Raw genomic sequence first — 17,715 nt, 5'->3', positions numbered from 1 at the left:
TTAACCCTTTGTGGTAAATAATGTCTGAAAGTTTAGTGTAGTTTGTTTTGCCACTTCAGTAAATTCACAGCCTTTTAAGTCAGCAATTTGCTGGCATACATAGGTAAGATACTGTGGCTCGTTCCGCCGAGACTTAGGTTTAGGCTTAATGGTTCTTGGCAATAAAAAAGGGGCATCTGTTTCAATAAGCAAACGTTCTAATGGAATGTCGGGCACAAGCGCCTGTAGTTGCTCACCACGGCGTTCATCACACACCCAGCCCGTAACGCCAATATAAAGCCCAAGCGCCAGGTAATTTTGTAATGCTGATGCATCACCTGTAAAGCAATGTAATACACCACGTACGTTGTAATCGGCTAGAATCTGTAACATATCTTCGCTGGCATCTCGCTCATGAAGATAAACAGGCATGTTAAGTGTTTCAGCAAGTGCCAGCTGTCTTCTTAAAACGCTTCGTTGTACATCACGTGGAGAAAAATCGCGATTGTAATCGAGCCCACATTCACCAATAGCAACCACCTGTGCATGGTTAACAAGTGCGCTTAGCTCACTCTCAAGTGCCTCAGTGGCTGTTTTCGCATCGTGGGGATGAACTCCGGCGGTACACAGCAGATTAAATTGCTTTGCAAGCTGTAATGAGTCATGGCTGCTTTGTAAATCACAGCCAATCAATAACATTTGCGTTACACCCGCAGCCTCAGCTCGCTGTATGACAGCGGCGTGACGATCATCAAATTGATGATTGCTTAAGTTGACGCCAGCATCAACAAGCCGTGTGCTCATTAGTTTGTGCGCTTAACACGAATTGAGCGGTTTTGACCTTCAACTTTCAATAAAAATGAATTAAAAATACCGCGCTCAATCACGACTGTGTCATTGGCTTTTAGACGTAAACTATCTGAGCCAATTTGACGCCATTGTTGACCATTTTTCAGTTCGATGATGAGCTCGCCATACGCGGCTTTTTCAACGCTTTTAACGACGGCACTAATCTCATCATCATTGTCTTTTGTTGCTTCTTTGTGCTCTAGACCAAAATCTTCATTTTTTGTCTTAACAACTTGGTTTGATGAAGCAACTACAGCAGGTGCCGAAACTGCGGCGGCGTTTGTTACAGGCTTTTCAATTTGTTTGTTTGCTGCAGGTTTAGTCAGTGATTTACCTGCCATAATGTTGTCGTAACAAAGCAAGCGATTAAAGTCGTTTTCAACAAAAGTACAGGCTTGCAATGCTTGAATATTAATTTCGTTAGCGTGCGTTGTGCCTGCAACTGTAAGTAGTGCAATAAAGGGAATTAGTTGTTTTTTCATTTATTCCTCTGATTCCTGTTGGGGTTTGGCGGTATAAAATGCAGCCAAAATTAAGCCTAACTCAAATAACAACAGCATGGGTAATGCTAATAATGTTTGTGACAATACATCGGGGGGGGTTAAGAACATGGCTACCACGAACACACCGACCACGATATATGGGCGTTTCTCTTTTAAGCTTTTAGTGGTTGTCGCACCGCTCCAGCATAACAGCATAATGGCAACTGGTATTTCAAAAGCAATGCCAAATGCATAGAAAAGCTTAATAACAAAGCTTAGATAGCTGCCTATGTCAGGGGCTAAGGTCATCATCTCGGGACCTGCTGCAGTGAAAAAAGCCAGTATCATTGGCAGCACGACGAAATAACAAAAGCTGACCCCACCATAAAATAAAAACACACTTGAAATCAAAATGGGTACTAACATTTTTTTCTCATTTTGATACAAGCCGGGTGCGATAAACCCCCAAACTTGGTGCAATATCATGGGTATGGCAATTAAAAAAGCTAAAAACAGAGTAAGTTTAATCGGAACTATAACAACAGAAGTAACATCTGTAGCAATCATGCTTGTGTTACTGGGTAAGTTTGATACTAAGGGTGCAGATATAAAATCATAAATATCGTACATAAAAAATATCAAGACGATAAATACCAGCAAAGTGCTTAGGAGCGCTTTCATGAGTCGATTTCGTAACTCAATTAAATGGCCCACAAAGCCTGAATGAGCTTGCTCAGTCATAGTGTTATAAATACTCTCTAAAATGGACAACTAAAAGAAAAATTAATTTCATTTTTTTTCACTGTTTTCAACTTTCGTTTCTTCTTGGTTGTCTTTTTTGTAGCTGTGGGTGACAGACTGTGCTGCTTTTTGCAGTTCGTTCACAGAGTCTTGCAGTTCAGGTGATAACTCTTTTAAGTTTTGCTGCTCTGCTTTTTTTAAGTTTTCATGAAGCTCATGGATACGGAGTTCTTCGTTTACTTCAGCTTTCACTGAGTTGGCAACTGACTTAAGCGTTTTCATCCAGCGACTAACGGTGCGTATTGCGACAGGCAAGCGCTCAGGCCCTAAGACAATTAGGCCTACAATCAGTACGACAACAAGTTCCCACATCCCCATATTGATTAAACCTTATGGTCGTCTTTGCTTTTTTCTGCGGTCTCTTTGCTTTGCGTATTAGACGCTTGCTCGATCTGCTCGTTGTTGCTGCTGGTTTTATCGTCTTCAGACACGGCTTTTTTAAAGCCTTTTACTGCACTGCCCAAGTCGCCACCAATGCCACGTAATTTTTTAGTGCCAAATAACAATACAATAATTGCTAAGATAATGACTAATTGCCAAATACTGATACCACTAAGCATGGGTTACTCCATATTTTATCAAATTGATTGAATGTACTTGTTTTGATTATACTCACCAAAACATAAATAGCACTTAGTTTATGCGCTGCGCCAAGCTGCAATAAAACCAACCACAGCAAGTCCTGTTGTGATGCCTGCTGCAATTAGGTCATCCTGTAAATAACACAGTCCCGACACAATAAAGCAACTGCCCGCAAAAATGCTCAGGAGCAGAGGTTTTGACGACGGCTGCTGCGGCAATTGTACAGGTTGTTGATGACGCTTTAAGTTTTGATAGATTAAATCGGGTAATTCAGGCATTTTTTCAGCCCAGAATGGTAAGTTCGCGTACATTTTTTTCATCACTGCAAGCGGACCCACTTGTTCTTTAACCCACTCTTCTAAAAATGGCTTAGCGGTTTTCCACAGATCAAGCTGCGGATAAAGTTGCCTGCCAAGGCCTTCAACATATAACAGTGTCTTCTGTAATAACACCAATTGCGGTTGAACCTGCATATTAAAGCGACGTGCGGTATTAAATAAATTAACCAGTACGTGACCAAATGAAATCTCAGCCAGTGGTTTATTGAAAATGGGCTCACATACTGTGCGAATCGCAAACTCGAATTCTTCAATACTGGTATCTGCGGGGACCCACCCCGAATCAACATGCAGCTGCGCTACTTGGCGGTAATCACGATTAAAAAAGGCAATAAAGTTTTCTGCAAGGTAACGTTTATCTTCTCTATTTAAGGTGCCGACAATGCCGCAATCAATGCCAATATATTGAGGGTTATGGGGCGTCTCGCGAGAAACAAAAATATTGCCCGGATGCATATCTGCATGGAAAAAGCTGTCGCGGAAGACTTGTGTAAAGAAGACCTCGACACCGCGTTCAGCGAGTAATTGCATATTGGTGTTTTGTGCAAGGAGCGCTTCGGTATCAGAGACAGGGATACCATAAATACGCTCCATAACTAAGACATTACTGCGGCTATAATCGCTGTAAACAAAGGGAATATAGAGAGAATCTGAGCCCTCGAAGTTGCGACGTAATTGAATGGCATTCGCGCCTTCGCGCATTAAGTCGAGCTCATCTAGTAAGGTTTTCTTGTACTCATTTACCACCTCAATAGGGCGCAAACGTTTGGCTTCTTTTAAAAGTTTTGCAACGAGCTTAGCGACCTTTTGCATCAGCATTAAGTCGGCGTCTATCTGCTCTTTAATATTAGGGCGAATAACTTTAATAACGACATTTTGCTCTTCACCATGCTCATCTAGCAAGGTTGCCGTATGCACTTGTGCAATGGATGCTGACGCGAGAGGGGTTTGCGAAAAGTCATTAAAAAGCTCACTAATGTCATTTATACCAAGCGCTTTTTCAATCAGTTGCTGAGCAAGCTCTCCTTCGAAGGGCTCAACTTGGTCTTGTAACAAAGCCAGTTCAAGCGCAATATCATGCGGTAATAAATCGCGGCGTGTAGAGAGCATTTGCCCAAACTTAATCCACACAGGCCCTAACTCTTGTAAGGCTAAGCGTAAACGCATCCCCGCAGGTTTATCTTTATGTTGATTGCGTAACCAAAATAAACTGCCTCGCGCTAATGTGGCAAACCAAGGTATTTTTTTACGTGGGATCAGTTCGTCTAAGCCGAAGCTCAGTAATGTTTTTGTGATGTAATACAGACGAGCAGTTGACACACAATATCCTTAGCGCACTAGCATGACTTTAATAAGGCGTTTATTCGCATCTCGAGTTGAGACACTTGGTTCTTTAATTGGCGGTTCTGTTGCTTAAACTCAGCCAGTTCAAGTGGGTGAATTGTCACTGCAAGCTCGTCTTGGCATAAGGTGGTCAGTGTATTTTCGAGTTTATTTTTTACGTTCACACCGTGACGTTTCATTGCTTGCAAAGACAGCCATAGCTGCTGTGCTGGTGCGTCGCCAATATAACGTGAAAAATGCTCTGGCCAATCAATATTAAGTGCAGCAAAGGCATTACTAAAGCCTTGAGCTATGTGTAAATCGCCTTGTAAATCTAATTTATCTTGGCGGATTAACTGGGTTAGCATTGCTGGATTTTTCAGCGTGAGCAGAGTGTCAATATCAGCACTGATCATGCAGTCGAAGTGATGCTCTGCAGTGCTATATAAGTGTATTTGCTCATCACTGTATACGCATAAAATGCGCTGTTGCCAATCACGGATCTCAATCAGTAATTGCTTGTCTGAAATAGCCGCTAGGTTGTCCTTTAGAGACGAGTCTAGCTGCAAAACATGATTAATGATTCGTTCTACCAGTGATAACAGAGCATTTGCTAACATCGCGTTACCTACTTAATCTGTTTAATTTTAGTATTTAAAACCACGGTGTAAGGCGACAATACCGCCGGTGAGGTTTTGATAGCTAGTGTGTTCGAAGCCCGCATCTTCCATCATGCTTTTCAGCGTTTCTTGGTCTGGGTGCATACGAATCGATTCGGCTAGGTACTGGTAAGATTCGCTATCATTTGCAACTAGTTGCCCCATTTTTGGCAAAATATTGAATGAATAAAAATCGTACGCTTTGCTGAGCGCTTCATGTTCTGGTTTAGAAAATTCAAGAACGAGTAAACGACCACCTGGTTTAAGGATGCGGTACATTGAGCGCAGCGCTTTGTCTTTGTCAGTTACGTTACGAAGACCAAATGCGATGGTGATTAAATCAAAGCTGTTATCAGGGAATGGCAGCGCTTCAGCATTCATTTGTACGTATTCAATATTGCCTACTCGGCCTAGGTTACGTAACTTTTCACGGCCGACTTTTAGCATTGAAGAGTTGATATCACCCAAGATTACTTGACCTGTTTCACCGACGAGTTGGCTAAACTTCGACGTTAAATCGCCAGTACCGCCTGCAAGGTCTAATACGTAATGGCCTTTGCGAACACCAGAGCTGGCAATTGTTTGACGCTTCCATAAACGATGAATACCGAACGACATAAGATCATTCATAACGTCATATTTTGCAGCGACTGAGTGGAATACATCTGCAACCATAGATGCTTTGTCGTTTTCAGCAACAGTTTTATAGCCAAAATGCGTGGTCTTTTGTTGATTCTCGTTCATGATTTGTCTCTATCGTGGCAATAAAGACTAGTGTACTTGATTGTAGCTGTGGGGTGCAATTTGATTATAACTAAATCATCAGATTAGCATTGGCTTTTATGATTTAGCGCAGGTTTATTGGCCGGCAATAAAACTGCTTTGACCTAGTGACTTTGCTTTCGCAGCAGCAAGCGAAGCTTTGCGGACTAAGCTGTTGAAGTTGTCTTCATCTTGATGTTTAGCAATCCCTAAAGCAAGATGAATAGCGGGTAGTTTTGTGCCATTCTTTGAACTAATAAAGCGCAGCTTTTCAACACCATTACGCACTTTTTCAGCAATTAAATTAGCCGTCTCAGGCTCAATATCAGCCAGTAAAATAGTAAATTCATCTTTGCCAGTGCGCCCTGGTAAACCACTTTCAAGGACATATTTTTGCACTTGTTTGGCGACCTTATTCAAGATCACCTCGCCAATGACATCACCGTAATTATTGATGAAGTGCTCAAGGTTTTCTATTTGAATCGCAATGGCGCACACCGCTTTTCTTTGACCAAGCCACAATTGTGTTTGTTGATTTAAATAATGACGTTTATACAAACCAGTTTGCTGATCGGTGATGTGCTGTTTACGAAGTTGGGTGAGTTGTTTTTGGGTCTTATCTTGTAGTGCTTTGGCTTTTGCGATTTCTTGTTTAAATTGGCGATGTTGAGCCAGTAAATGTTCTGATTGTTTACTGAGCATTTTTAGCGCATGACGTGTTTGTTCTAAGTTGTTTTCGTCAATGGCGTGTACACAATCACTAATTTGTTCAGTAAAGCGAACAATATTTTGTTCATTATTGTTTGCATTGCGCGTTAGTGTGCCCAGAACAGAATCAACATTACGTACAATCGCTGTTTTCATTTTATGGCCTTGCTCCATAAAATCAAAATACAGTTGCTCTATAAAGATACTGTCGATCGGCTTTTTTTGCGCGATGGCGCGATCCAGTGCGGCATTAAGTTTTAGATTAGATTGGCTGACATATGTATATACAACCTGGTAATTAAGTGGTGACGGCGGTAATGCATGATGTTCTAAAAAGATACATACCTTTGTCATTTTTTCTTGAGCAATAGCCATGGAATCATGGAACATCATTTTTTCAATACCACTAAATACGCATAACAACCAATTAATCATCTCTTCCGTAAGGTTTAATTGCATCCAAGCACCTTATATAAATTCGCATAACACGTAATCACGAGAGATAAAACTTGACGCTAATTGCGTTAAAAACGTCTGTTTTACGGCTGTATCAAAGCAGAAAAGTTGCTGAGTAGAACTCATTAACGAAACGTTTGCCGTACCTCAAAATGGATCACTTAATTAAGCGAATGGGTATTACAGTAATCTGTAATCTGTCTATTTAAAAGCAAAATCGCTAATTTTGGAACTTAAATTTGTTTCGTTTGGGTCTAATAGCTGATTTTCTCAGCAACTTTAACAAGTGTAATTAAAAATTGCTTAAAGCCTGCTCATTCATGCATTTATAGTGATGTTAATTTGAGCGTATTAAACCGCTGCTTGGTCGCATTTGCTTGGGTTTTAGTGTGAGCTACGCTACTTTATCTCTATTGTTTAAAACGAATAAGAATCCTATGAAACAAACACTATCGCGAACGTTAAACCGTTCTTTAATAGCCATTGCTTTAGCGTGTACTTTAAGTGCGTGCCAGGTAACCACTGTTGATGCAGATCAGCAGTTTAATCAGGTTGCAGAAAATGTGGTCAATTACCGTGAAAGTATTAGCCCTTATGGTAAAGAAAACGGCGTTAATGGTTATTTATTAGCAAATTTATCTGCTGAGTTTTTAGAACAAAAATACCAAAAAAATACCGAACTCCTTGCAGAGCTAGATGCCATCGACCGCGATAAATTGTCGGAAGAAAATCGTATAAATTTAACGATTTTACGTGGCCAAGTACAAAATAGTGTTGATGAATATGTGTTTAATACCCACTACATGCCGTTAACGTCTGAATATGGCTTTCATTCGAGCCTCTCATTTATGATCTCAAGCTCCGATTACACGAAAGCGAAAGATTACGATGTTTATCTTGCCAAACTGCAGCAAATTCCCCGCTTTTTTCAGCAAAATATTGGCTGGATGCGTAAGGGCCTTGAAGTTGGATTAACGCAACCGCAAGCCGTTTTAGAGGGTTATCAAGATTCGATTACAGCATATATAGTTGATGATGCGACACAATCTGAGTTTTATAAACCCTTTTTAAAAAATACTGCAGGGCTCAGTGAGAGCGAATTTTTACAGCGTCAACAACAGGCACAAAAGATTATAAAAGAACAGGTGATTCCTGCATACCAAGGCTACCTGACTTTCTTTAATAACGAATACCAACCGGGTGCTCGTAAAGAGATTGGTATTTCGAGTACGCCTAACGGCAAAGCATTTTATGAAAACCGTGCGAAGTACTACACAACAACAGATATGACGCCAAAAGAAATCCATGAATTGGGTTTGCAAGAGGTCGCGCGTATCCGTGCAGAAATGGATAAAATCATTAAAGAGGTTGGTTTTGAAGGCAGCTTTGCCGACTTTGTGCATTTTTTGCGTACAGATCCGCAGTTTTATGCCAAAACGCCTGAAGAATTATTAAAAGAAGCGTCTTACATTGCTAAAAAAATGGACGCACAGCTTCCTAAACTATTCCATACGTTACCAAGAATGCCTTACGGTGTTGCACCAGTGCCAGCCAGCATTGCGCCTAAATACACCACGGGGCGTTATTCGGGATCACGCCGTGACGACCAAGCGGGCTATTACTGGGTCAATACTTATGCGCTTGATAAACGTCCTTTGTATGTACTTGAAGCGTTAACTCTGCACGAAGCTGTGCCAGGACATCACTTACAAATTTCATTAAATTCAGAGCTGGAATCGCTACCAAGCTATCGTCGTAATGCGTATTTGTCGGCATTCGGTGAAGGTTGGGGGCTATATTCTGAATTTTTAGGTATTGAAGCCGGTTTTTACCAAGACCCATACAGTGATTTTGGTCGATTAACTTACGAAATGTGGCGAGCTGCACGTTTAGTCGTTGATACGGGGATGCATATGTATGGCTGGAGTCGTGAGCGTGCGATGACGTTCATGAGCGAAAACACGGCGCTTTCACTGCATAATGTAAAAACAGAAACCGACCGCTACATCTCATGGCCAGCACAAGCGCTGTCTTACAAAATCGGTGAATTAACGATAAAACGCTTGCGCCATGAAGCTGAACAAGCACTGGGTCAAGATTTTGATGTGCGTGAATTCCATCACCAAATATTACGTCATGGTTCTGTGCCGATGTCGGTGCTTGAAGAGCAAATTCAACTTTATATTAAGGCTGAATTAGCAAAGCGAGCCTAAGCAATTGAGCTGATTAAAAAAGGCGTGTTTAAAACACGCCTTTTTTGTTTGTTGCGCGTATTTTAAACTGCTTATATGATTTGCAAGGACGTCATCATCACACAGGAGTCTTGAATGAGTGATTTTATAATTTTTAGTATCGATGTATTTGCCAGCTTGTTTATCTTTGCGTTAGGGATAGGGCTGTTGGTAATCATCTGTTTTTACATTAGTGATGTGACGCAGTCGAAACAGGCTATTCGTCGTAATTACCCTGTGATAGGGCGTTTTCGTTACTTTTTTGAACGCCAAGGTGAGTTTTTTCGCCAGTATTTTTTTGCGATGGACAGAGAGGAGCTTCCGTTTAACCGTGCCGATCGAAGTTGGGTCTACCGTGCGGCAAAAAACGTTGACCGTACCACGGCATTTGGTTCCACTCAAAGCTTAGAAGCCACAGGCACTGTGATGTTCATGAACTGTGCATTTCCGACGCTCGATGAAGAGGCACTCGAACCTAGTCATGTCACCTTGGGACCCTATTGTGAAAAACCTTATTCTACCAATGCATTATTTAATATTTCGGGCATGAGCTTTGGAGCACTTTCAAAACCGGCTGTTCGCGCTTTATCTCGAGGCGCAAAACTAGCTGGGTGCTGGATGAATACAGGTGAAGGGGGGTTGAGTCCTTATCATCTGGAAGGAGGAGCCGATATTGTATTTCAGATTGGTACGGCAAAATATGGTGTCAGAGATGAGCAGGGCAAACTGAGCCTCGAAAAGCTCAAAGCGATTGCTAGTCATGAGCAAGTGAAAATGTTCGAAATTAAAATGAGCCAAGGCGCAAAACCGGGCAAAGGTGGCATGTTGCCGGGCCGAAAAGTCACCGCAGAAATCGCTAAAATCCGTGGCATACCAGAAGGACATGACTCGATTAGCCCTAATGGGCACCCAGAAATAAAAAAACCTGCTGATTTACTCGATATGATTGAAACTGTTAGAGCTACGACAGGAAAACCCACAGGATTTAAAGCAGTAATCGGTGAGTATACGTGGCTTGAAACCTTATTCAGTGAAATTAACAATCGCGGTATTGAGTCAGCACCAGACTTTATTACCATTGATAGTGCTGATGGTGGCACTGGGGCTGCCCCGCAGCCATTGATGGATTCTGTTGGTTTACCTCTAAAAGAAAGCTTACCTTTGGTCGTTGATTTGTTGAAAAAACATGGTTTAAGAGAGCGGGTGAAAGTGATTGCATCGGGTAAATTAATCGTCCCGTCGAAAGTGGCTTGGGCATTGGCTTTGGGGGCTGATTTTATTGTGTCAGCGCGCGGGCATATGTTTTCATTAGGCTGTATTCAAGCATTACAATGCAATAAAGATACTTGCCCGACCGGTATTACAACGCACAATGAGCGATTACAACGCGGCTTAGATGTGACAGACAAAGCGCAGCGAGTTGCAAATTACAATAAGTTTATTCACTACGGTGCAGGCTTAATTGCTCATTCATGTGGCGTGTCGAGCGCCCGAGAACTTGCGCGCCACCATGTGCGTGTTGTACAAGAAAATGGGTTGTCAGAACCGCTTGATAAAATGTATGAGCATTACAATAAATAATGATGAGATTCAATAAGGCGCGATAAGCGCCTTATTCATTGGGTAGCTGAATAACTAGTTTAATAAGCTGATCAATAAGGTAAAAAATTCATCTTTATTATCGCAACTTGTTGCGTTAAGCATCAATTGCTCGCCTAACACTAAGGTTTGTTGCTGCACAGCTAAGCGTGCTTGCTCGTTTTCAATGCCGTCAATGTCAGCAACGTGGGCAAGGCCAATCGTACGGCGAATAAGTTCTGCACCGCAATAACCAATGGCATCATGCAACACGCTTTTTAAGTAATCTTCTGTAAAAGCGCGGTTAGCAAAGCTTACATCGGTTGTCTCATTACTTGCTAAGTTCAACCACTGCTCTTCAAACTGGCTATAACAGTCTTGTAAGCATGTTAATAAATGCGTTTGATATTGGCGACGCTTTGCTAATTCAGCTATACGGCCATTTTGCGCGCAGTAATTAAGTAATAAATTACCCATAAATGAACCGATATCGAAACCAACTGGGCCAAAAAAGCCAAACTCTGGGTCGATCATCTTGGTTGTGTTGTTATCAACAAAAATACTGCCGCTGTGCATATCGCCGTGTAACAAGGTTTGCGGACACGATAAGAACCTAGCTTTTAATTTCGCTGCGGCAAGTTTTAGCGCGTTGTTATTACGAATGTGTTGCACTGACGAATTGAGTTCAGCCGGGAAGTGATTGCGCTCGTGCTCGATATAAGGGTCAGTGAAAAAGAGGTCCTCAGTGATCTTACATAAATCTGGGTTGATAAATTGGCTCACTTTGGCTTTTTTATCGTCGGCAGAAAGATAAAAGTCGGAGTTATAAAAACCGGTGCGACTGAGATATTGGGCAACATGACTGGCTAATTTAGGGAACTGCTCGGCATTTATTTGTGCACCACGTAAAATTTGTAAGTGACCTAAGTCTTCCAGCACGGTTAATGCAAGCTCAGCATTGTGGTGCAAAATGGCTACGGTGTGCTCTGGGCATAATGAACCATGATTTATCAAGACGTCAGCCTCGATACGCGCACGGTCTAACGATAACGGCCATGACTCACCCACGCAGCGAGCATAGGGTAAAGCTTGCTTTAAAATTACACTGTTGTTGTGTTGATCAGTGACCCGGAAAACTAAGTTTAGATTTCCGTCGCCGAACTCGTACGCAGACAGCTCAGCGTTAGGAGTAAACACTGAACTGAGTTCACTTTCGGTAAGTTTTTTAATGTAATCAACAGCATGCTCTGCAGTGAAGGCAGTGTAATTAGCCATGGCTCTATCTCAAAATATTATTAACTTTGGGCATTCTATACCTGTAAGCGTTTAGATGTCCATACATCCAGCTTGTTAGTTGTGTAAACTGATGTAAAATACCTTTTCATCAAATTAGTAATCTGGATGCACTATGCAAGATCTCATCGCGAGTAGTATTAAATATCAGCAAAATACCTTAACTGTGCTTGATCAGTACTTATTGCCTCATCAACAGCATTGGCATGTATGCAATGATGTTGAAACGATGAAAGAACTGATTTTGACTTTAAAAATTCGTGGTGCCCCTTTAATTGGCTTAGGTGCCAGCGTACTCGTTGCTCATTTAGCAGAGCAAGGTATGAGTAAAGCAGAGCTTGCTTCAGCGATTGATGAATTAGAAGCAACGCGTCCGACCGCTGTGAATTTAATGCACTGTATGGCACAGCTGCGTGAGGCATTAATGCAACCTGCATATGTTGAGGCTGTTGTAGACACGGCTGAGCAGTTATTTTTTGAAGACATTGCACTGTGTGACAGCATGGCACAGCGTGGTGCTGAGCTTGTTGCTAAAGGCGATAATATTCTTACTCATTGTAATACTGGAGCATTAGCTACGGCGGGAGTTGGCACAGCGTTAGGTGTGATTTATAAAGCTCAGCAGCGCCATGGAGATCTGCATGTCTGGGTTGATGAAACACGCCCATTATTGCAAGGGGGCCGATTAACTGCATTTGAGCTTGAGCGCTGGCAAATACCTTACACGTTAATTTGCGACAATATGGCAGCAAGCTTAATGGCTGCGGGTAAGGTCGATAAAATTTTTGTAGGTGCCGATCGTATTGCTGCAAACGGCGACTTTGCTAATAAAGTGGGTACGTATAATTTGGCAGTATTGGCTCACTTTCATAATATTCCGTTTTACGTGGTTGCGCCGCTAACAACACTTGATACGCAAACAGCCTGTGGTGATGATATTGAGATTGAACAGCGAAGCCCCGCTGAAGTACGTGGTGTGAGCGGTAGTTTTGGTGAAGCACAGTGGGCACCGACGAATGCATCAGTGTATAACCCTGCTTTTGATGTCACGCCTGCAAAGTTGGTTACAGGCTGGGTATTAGATACCGGTGTTTACGAGTATGCTGATATCGAGCAAGGTGTATTAACGCAATTAAAATAACTAGTTGCTGGGTCTTTTCTCAGTGTAAAGCTCAATACTGTTTTGATTATTAGCGGTTACGAATGAAATCGCTAATTTTTCATTTTGGGCGTTGAGGTGCAAAATATAGTTAGACGGTTTCATTTTAATCAGTGTATTCACTTCCGTTAGTTCCTCTAAAGCGGCACTGTAAATGTCAGCAGAGGTGGCGATAAACAGTGTTTGCTCATTACTCGCCATCGTTACTATTGACGGTTTTATTGCAGTCAACTTATCTGGCATAGGTAATTCATGGTAGCGATTAGTTTGGCTATCAAGTTCTAAAAACTGTGTGTGTTTGGCATGCACAATCAATTGATGATCATTACGCCAAGCGATAGCAAGGGGCGTATCAATCGTGCTGATGACTGTTTCTGTATTGTCAGTATTCAATAGCATTAACTGATTTTGTAAGGTGGTTGCATCGGCGTAGATTACCGCAATGCGGTTTTTACGTATTTTAGCGAGCACAATTCGGCCTGGTATTTGCCATTGCTTAATTGTCTTAAAGTCTGTGGCATCTAATAGTGAGAGTTGATGCGTGTGTTTATTGAAACTCAATAAACGCGTGCTGTTTTCATTGGCAGAAACAATGATATTGTCAGTGCCAACCCTATCAGAAATAGGGATATATTGGTTATTGGTTTTAAGCCAATGTTCACGCTTATCGTAATAGGTATCGGCAAAATAAACATCACCATTTGCAAGCGCTACAGCAGAATTTTCATGCTTATTAGCGGTGGCTATGTAGCTCATTTCATGCGTCTTTAAATCAAAAACACTGGCATCTAGATCATGCAGATCGGTACTTATTAACAAAGACTCTTTGTTGAGTGGGTAAGCGTAGTTAGCGTCTTTAACGGGGGCTTTAATAGCGTGGGCTCGGGTCATTGAGTCGAACGAAAATGATTCAATAGTCGAATTGGCACGGTTATACCAAATGAGCGAATTACTGGGTTCATCATACGTGGCAGCCCATGATCTATAGTTATTTGTCGTGAGCAGCTTCATGGAGCTACCGTCTAGGTTTGCCATATAAATTTCTGCTTGGCCAGTGTTGTGGCGTTCAAAAATAATCCGTTCAGGATTTGATAATGTCGTTAATAAATAATCACCTGTGCCAGTAATATTGGGTGATGTAATGCGGATTTCTTCTGCTGTTTTTTTATCATAAGCGTAAAGCGCAAATAATTGGCTTAAGCCACGATAATGATTACGTCGAAAAATAGCGGTATCCCCGACTTCTGTGTATTGCGTTAACTTATCACCTGAAGAATAAGGATACGACAGGGGGGATTTTTTGATTGTTTCAGAAAAAAAGTCACTGGCCTGCCATTGTTGGCACTGACTATAGTCACCGGGTTTACATTTGACATAAAATAAGCGCAGACCATCATCAGACCAGCCCTGAATATAAGCGTCACCTGAGTCAACTAAAAACTCTTTTTTGGTTTTTAGGTCCATTACATAGATATTCATTATGTCATTTTGCTTGAGAGGTGTGAGCAAATAAGCAAGCTTACTTTTATCGGGGGGCAGTAGTAAGTGAGAGTAACTGCCTTTATGCCAAGAAATAGTGTCAGCATCTAATGCTAGAAAAGGCATGGTTTGTCTGGTTTCACTACTTGCCGCAGGTTTATCTGAAAAAAACCAAAAAAAACAAATTAGCGTTGCTATTAATATGGCGGGAATTGACCACGACCAATTTACATTTCTTTTGGGATGACTGTGTGAAGATGATTCAGCGGCAGCGACTTCACTCGAAGATTCGTGTTGATTTTGCTGTTCTGTAGTGACTGTCTCGGTTTTATTTGAGCTGACAGGAATAAATAAACTATACCCTTTACGGTAATGTGTTTTGATACTTTGGCCAGGCTGCTTTTCTGATTTGAGTGCTTTTCTAAGCTCCGATATCGCTCGATTGATGGCATTATCATCAACGTAGCTTTGCTGCCAAATGTTGTCCGCCAGCTCTTGGCGAGAAATAATACGTTCATTATGTTCAATAAAATAGCACAGTAACTTAAATAACAGCGGCTCTAGCTCGCGAGCATGCACGCCGTCATTAATTGTTTGCAATGATATGTTTAGCTGCCATTCGCCAACATAAATAATATTATCGCGTAAGGGTGAAATTACCGACCCCATGTGTAGTCCTTTAGCTAATAATTAAGTACTGAGCATTGATGAGGTGATGATACCAGAAGTTGTTTTTGAATTGGGTTTTTTTGTTTTATATTTGTAAATTAAAGGCCGTTTTTTGCAACATATAACCAAGCAGAAGTATTACATTGGAATTTTTCTGCAATGCGTTGATAGTCATCTACCTCATAGTCATCGGCTTGGGCCAACTCTTGTTCGGTGATTAAATAAATTGTGCCATTCACAATGTCGCAGTCTTCACCTGTTTTAATTAACGCAGGATGAAAACGCTGGCCACTGCTTTTTAACACCGCAGGATCAGTAATTTCAATTTCACCGACAATGTACCCTGTTAAAGTCGCAGGCTGACCTTCGAGCAAACGCCCGAAGGTATCGAGTTGCACCTGTTTATATTGCAAAGTGCCGTATGAGAAAAGCTTTTCCATATTAATCAAGCAATGGAAAGTCATTCGCGATAGCTGAATCTGTGCTTTTAGCCACCCAGCCTTCGGTATTATTAAATAAGCGAATAGCAGTAAATTCAGGGTTGCTGCCCATGTCAAACCAATGAGGGGTTAATTCTGGCACCGAAATTAAGTCACCTTGCTGGCACAGCACTTGGTATACTTTATTATCGACATGCAGACAAAAAAGCCCTTGGCCTTTTACAAAAAAGCGTACTTCATCTTCGCTATGGGTATGTTCAAATAAAAACTTACCACGTAACTCAGCGGCATTCGGGTTGCCTTTTGCGAGTGAGATAACATCAACAGTTTGATAACCTCTTTCACGCTTTAAGCGCTCAATGTCGTGAGCGTACGCACTTAAAATAGCATCATGGCTGGTTGTTTCATCAATATGTGCATTCGCCTGCCACTGTTCAAAGCGTACACCCACTGCATTTAGTTTCGTTGCTATGGCGTTTGAGTCGTCGCTGTGAAAAAGGATGTCATCGGCATTGTTATCATTAAAAACTGTTAACTGGCTCATGCTAAATACTCCGCACTAAATTCACTAAAATCATTAATATAAGGATGCTCGCTGGTACTTTCTTGGCCATCGCGAATAAGGTGCAAAGTGCGTAAACCTGCCGCTTTAGCTGCCTCTAATTCAGCAGCAACGTCGCTTAAAAATAGCACCTCAGAGGCGTCAAATGGCAGTGCAGCGATAATTGTGTTGTAAGCGCTTTGCTCTTGTTTTGCGCCCACTTTGGTATCGAAGTAATCACTAAAAAGAGGTCTCACATCACCATAGTCAGAATATTGAAAAATAAGGTGCTGTGCTTTTACTGAGCCTGATGAGTAAACATACAGGCTTCTTCCTGCTTGTTTTTGCGCGTTTAAAAAAGCGTACGCATCAGGATAAAGGTGACCGGTAAAATCACCATTTTCATAACCTGTTTGCCAAATTAAACCTTGTAACTGTTTTAATGGTGTTACTTTTTGATCCGTTTCAATCCAATGAAGTAAAGTACTAATCACCGTTTCTAGGTCAGCTTCTGGCTGTTCAATGTGTGCTTTTACACTCGCAATATGTTCCGCGACATCGTGATCGTCTTGGTGTGCTTTAATAAACGCAGGAAGCTTTTCAGCGGCATAAGGGAATAGCACATCTTTTACAAATGAAATGCGTGTGATAGTGCCTTCAATGTCAGTTAAAATGGCTTTGATCATGCGTGGATACCTTCCAGTTTTAGACGCTCAAGCTCGCAACTAAATAAAAACTCCAGCCCTTCTAAATGGCGCAATACTTCTTTGATGTCTCTGCCGACAACATAGAGACCGTGGCCGCGAATAAGCACCGCGTGCTCTATTGGCGTATGCAGGTGATGATCGCTTACTAATAGACTTAGGCGATCAATGTCTTGATCGTTGTCGAATATAGGAATGCTTAGCGTATCTAAATGTGAGGTAACACCACTGAGTGACTTTTGCATCTCGTAGCCATGTAAATTAATGGCATGTCCTTTTATGACGCGAGATAAAACGGTGGCAGCAACCGAGTGGGTATGTAAAACAAATTTTGCAGAAGGGATCAGCTTATACATGTTCAAGTGTAGTTCTGTTTCTGCCGAGGGTTTTCCCGACCCTTTAGTGCGGTTGCCTGCGTGGTCCAACTCAATAAATGCATGTGTACCGAGCTGGCCTTTATCGAAACCACTGGCGGTGACGACATAACCCGTTTCTGTGCGGGCTGAAAAATTACCACCGGTTGCTGGGACCCAACCTCGTTGGCTTACCCATTTACCTGCTTCTATTAGTTCTGAAATAGCGGTATTGTTATGCATACATTCCTCGACTTTCTAAAAGTTATTTAGACGGCTATACATCTGTTTTAAGCAATGATAGCATCGCTTCGAGCGCAAAACCATCT

Annotated in this window: 18 protein-coding genes; 3 read left to right on the top strand and 15 right to left on the bottom strand. The window is 41.7% G+C overall.

Going from position 1 to position 17,715, the window contains the following annotated elements:
- The 9 genes from BWD47_RS14815 to BWD47_RS14775 form a co-directional block, all read right to left on the bottom strand.
- Complete coding sequence (locus BWD47_RS14815; protein ID WP_036973546.1) at positions 1-783, bottom strand: TatD family hydrolase; 783 nt, start codon at positions 781-783, stop codon at positions 1-3.
- Positions 783-1,310, bottom strand: a complete 528-nt coding sequence (locus BWD47_RS14810) for a hypothetical protein (protein ID WP_036973544.1) — start codon at positions 1,308-1,310, stop codon at positions 783-785. The genes BWD47_RS14815 and BWD47_RS14810 overlap by 1 nt, the downstream gene beginning before the upstream one ends.
- Positions 1,311-2,051, bottom strand: coding sequence for a twin-arginine translocase subunit TatC (gene tatC / locus BWD47_RS14805; protein WP_036973540.1), 741 nt, complete (start codon positions 2,049-2,051; stop codon positions 1,311-1,313).
- 48 nt (positions 2,052-2,099) lie between these two features.
- Positions 2,100-2,429, bottom strand: a complete 330-nt coding sequence (tatB, locus tag BWD47_RS14800) for a Sec-independent protein translocase protein TatB (protein ID WP_036973537.1) — start codon at positions 2,427-2,429, stop codon at positions 2,100-2,102.
- Positions 2,430-2,434: 5 nt separating this feature from the next.
- Positions 2,435-2,671 carry a twin-arginine translocase TatA/TatE family subunit gene (gene tatA / locus BWD47_RS14795; protein WP_036973536.1) on the bottom strand — a complete coding sequence of 79 codons (237 nt, stop codon included), beginning with the start codon at positions 2,669-2,671 and terminating at the stop codon, positions 2,435-2,437.
- A gap of 78 nt (positions 2,672-2,749) precedes the next feature.
- The gene (gene ubiB / locus BWD47_RS14790; protein WP_036973535.1) at positions 2,750-4,351 is read right to left on the bottom strand and encodes a ubiquinone biosynthesis regulatory protein kinase UbiB; all 1,602 of its coding nucleotides are present in this window, start codon (positions 4,349-4,351) and stop codon (positions 2,750-2,752) included.
- A gap of 17 nt (positions 4,352-4,368) precedes the next feature.
- Entirely contained in the window at positions 4,369-4,974 is a 606-nt protein-coding gene (locus BWD47_RS14785; RefSeq protein WP_036973533.1) for an SCP2 domain-containing protein, read from the bottom strand.
- 27 nt (positions 4,975-5,001) lie between these two features.
- Positions 5,002-5,757, bottom strand: a complete 756-nt coding sequence (gene ubiE / locus BWD47_RS14780; protein WP_036973531.1) for a bifunctional demethylmenaquinone methyltransferase/2-methoxy-6-polyprenyl-1,4-benzoquinol methylase UbiE — start codon at positions 5,755-5,757, stop codon at positions 5,002-5,004.
- A 114-nt stretch (positions 5,758-5,871) separates the two neighbouring features.
- Positions 5,872-6,858, bottom strand: coding sequence for a GGDEF domain-containing protein (locus tag BWD47_RS14775; protein ID WP_074989536.1), 987 nt, complete (start codon positions 6,856-6,858; stop codon positions 5,872-5,874).
- A gap of 518 nt (positions 6,859-7,376) precedes the next feature.
- Here BWD47_RS14775 and BWD47_RS14770 point away from each other — a divergent pair.
- Both BWD47_RS14770 and BWD47_RS14765 read left to right on the top strand, forming a co-directional pair.
- Positions 7,377-9,152: a DUF885 family protein gene (locus BWD47_RS14770; protein WP_036973529.1), complete on the top strand. Its 1,776-nt coding sequence runs from the start codon at positions 7,377-7,379 to the stop codon at positions 9,150-9,152.
- 114 nt (positions 9,153-9,266) lie between these two features.
- Entirely contained in the window at positions 9,267-10,751 is a 1,485-nt protein-coding gene (locus BWD47_RS14765) for an FMN-binding glutamate synthase family protein (protein ID WP_065979454.1), read from the top strand.
- Positions 10,752-10,805: 54 nt separating this feature from the next.
- Here BWD47_RS14765 and mtnK read toward each other — a convergent pair whose 3' ends face one another.
- Positions 10,806-12,023 carry an S-methyl-5-thioribose kinase gene (gene mtnK, locus BWD47_RS14760; protein ID WP_075594210.1) on the bottom strand — a complete coding sequence of 406 codons (1,218 nt, stop codon included), beginning with the start codon at positions 12,021-12,023 and terminating at the stop codon, positions 10,806-10,808.
- Positions 12,024-12,156: 133 nt separating this feature from the next.
- On the opposite strand from mtnK, the gene mtnA reads away from it, so the two are divergent.
- Positions 12,157-13,182, top strand: a complete 1,026-nt coding sequence (gene mtnA, locus BWD47_RS14755; RefSeq protein WP_065979452.1) for an S-methyl-5-thioribose-1-phosphate isomerase — start codon at positions 12,157-12,159, stop codon at positions 13,180-13,182.
- Here the strand turns inward: mtnA and BWD47_RS14750 are convergent, their stop codons facing one another.
- From BWD47_RS14750 to BWD47_RS14730, 5 genes are all read right to left on the bottom strand, one after another.
- Positions 13,183-15,348 carry a winged helix-turn-helix domain-containing protein gene (locus BWD47_RS14750; RefSeq protein WP_075594209.1) on the bottom strand — a complete coding sequence of 722 codons (2,166 nt, stop codon included), beginning with the start codon at positions 15,346-15,348 and terminating at the stop codon, positions 13,183-13,185. It abuts the gene before it with no gap.
- A 98-nt stretch (positions 15,349-15,446) separates the two neighbouring features.
- A complete protein-coding gene (locus BWD47_RS14745) occupies positions 15,447-15,788 on the bottom strand; it encodes a gamma-glutamylcyclotransferase family protein (RefSeq protein ID WP_036973510.1) in 342 nt (113 codons plus the stop codon).
- A gap of 1 nt (position 15,789) precedes the next feature.
- Entirely contained in the window at positions 15,790-16,332 is a 543-nt protein-coding gene (locus BWD47_RS14740; RefSeq protein ID WP_075594208.1) for an acireductone dioxygenase, read from the bottom strand.
- Positions 16,329-17,015: an acireductone synthase gene (gene mtnC / locus BWD47_RS14735; RefSeq protein WP_075594207.1), complete on the bottom strand. Its 687-nt coding sequence runs from the start codon at positions 17,013-17,015 to the stop codon at positions 16,329-16,331. The genes BWD47_RS14740 and mtnC overlap by 4 nt, the downstream gene beginning before the upstream one ends.
- Positions 17,012-17,629 (bottom strand): methylthioribulose 1-phosphate dehydratase, encoded by a 618-nt coding sequence (locus BWD47_RS14730; protein WP_036973502.1) that lies wholly within the window; start codon positions 17,627-17,629, stop codon positions 17,012-17,014. Before BWD47_RS14730 ends, mtnC begins: the two co-directional genes overlap by 4 nt.
- Positions 17,630-17,715 lie beyond the last annotated feature (86 nt).

Origin of the sequence: Pseudoalteromonas sp. PAB 2.2 (genome assembly GCF_001938575.1) — a bacterium.
In the GTDB taxonomy this organism is placed as follows: Bacteria; Pseudomonadota; Gammaproteobacteria; order Enterobacterales; family Alteromonadaceae; genus Pseudoalteromonas; species Pseudoalteromonas lipolytica.
Note: the sequence above shows the minus strand (reverse complement) of the source record. Positions and strands in the feature narration are given on the sequence as shown.

What these genes read in the sequence shown, in the direction of transcription:
- BWD47_RS14770 (WP_036973529.1), top strand. Translation starts at nt 7,377, where the DNA reads ATGAAACAAACACTATCGCGAACGTTAAACCGTTCTTTAATAGCCATT.
- BWD47_RS14785 (WP_036973533.1), bottom strand. Translation starts at nt 4,974, where the DNA reads ATGTTAGCAAATGCTCTGTTATCACTGGTAGAACGAATCATTAATCAT.
- BWD47_RS14815 (WP_036973546.1), bottom strand. Translation starts at nt 783, where the DNA reads ATGAGCACACGGCTTGTTGATGCTGGCGTCAACTTAAGCAATCATCAA.
- BWD47_RS14730 (WP_036973502.1), bottom strand. Translation starts at nt 17,629, where the DNA reads ATGCATAACAATACCGCTATTTCAGAACTAATAGAAGCAGGTAAATGG.
- BWD47_RS14750 (WP_075594209.1), bottom strand. Translation starts at nt 15,348, where the DNA reads ATGGGGTCGGTAATTTCACCCTTACGCGATAATATTATTTATGTTGGC.
- tatB (WP_036973537.1), bottom strand. Translation starts at nt 2,429, where the DNA reads ATGGGGATGTGGGAACTTGTTGTCGTACTGATTGTAGGCCTAATTGTC.
- BWD47_RS14775 (WP_074989536.1), bottom strand. Translation starts at nt 6,858, where the DNA reads ATGGCTATTGCTCAAGAAAAAATGACAAAGGTATGTATCTTTTTAGAA.
- BWD47_RS14740 (WP_075594208.1), bottom strand. Translation starts at nt 16,332, where the DNA reads ATGAGCCAGTTAACAGTTTTTAATGATAACAATGCCGATGACATCCTT.
- BWD47_RS14745 (WP_036973510.1), bottom strand. Translation starts at nt 15,788, where the DNA reads ATGGAAAAGCTTTTCTCATACGGCACTTTGCAATATAAACAGGTGCAA.
- BWD47_RS14765 (WP_065979454.1), top strand. Translation starts at nt 9,267, where the DNA reads ATGAGTGATTTTATAATTTTTAGTATCGATGTATTTGCCAGCTTGTTT.
- BWD47_RS14810 (WP_036973544.1), bottom strand. Translation starts at nt 1,310, where the DNA reads ATGAAAAAACAACTAATTCCCTTTATTGCACTACTTACAGTTGCAGGC.
- mtnK (WP_075594210.1), bottom strand. Translation starts at nt 12,023, where the DNA reads ATGGCTAATTACACTGCCTTCACTGCAGAGCATGCTGTTGATTACATT.
- tatC (WP_036973540.1), bottom strand. Translation starts at nt 2,051, where the DNA reads ATGACTGAGCAAGCTCATTCAGGCTTTGTGGGCCATTTAATTGAGTTA.
- tatA (WP_036973536.1), bottom strand. Translation starts at nt 2,671, where the DNA reads ATGCTTAGTGGTATCAGTATTTGGCAATTAGTCATTATCTTAGCAATT.
- mtnC (WP_075594207.1), bottom strand. Translation starts at nt 17,015, where the DNA reads ATGATCAAAGCCATTTTAACTGACATTGAAGGCACTATCACACGCATT.
- ubiE (WP_036973531.1), bottom strand. Translation starts at nt 5,757, where the DNA reads ATGAACGAGAATCAACAAAAGACCACGCATTTTGGCTATAAAACTGTT.
- mtnA (WP_065979452.1), top strand. Translation starts at nt 12,157, where the DNA reads ATGCAAGATCTCATCGCGAGTAGTATTAAATATCAGCAAAATACCTTA.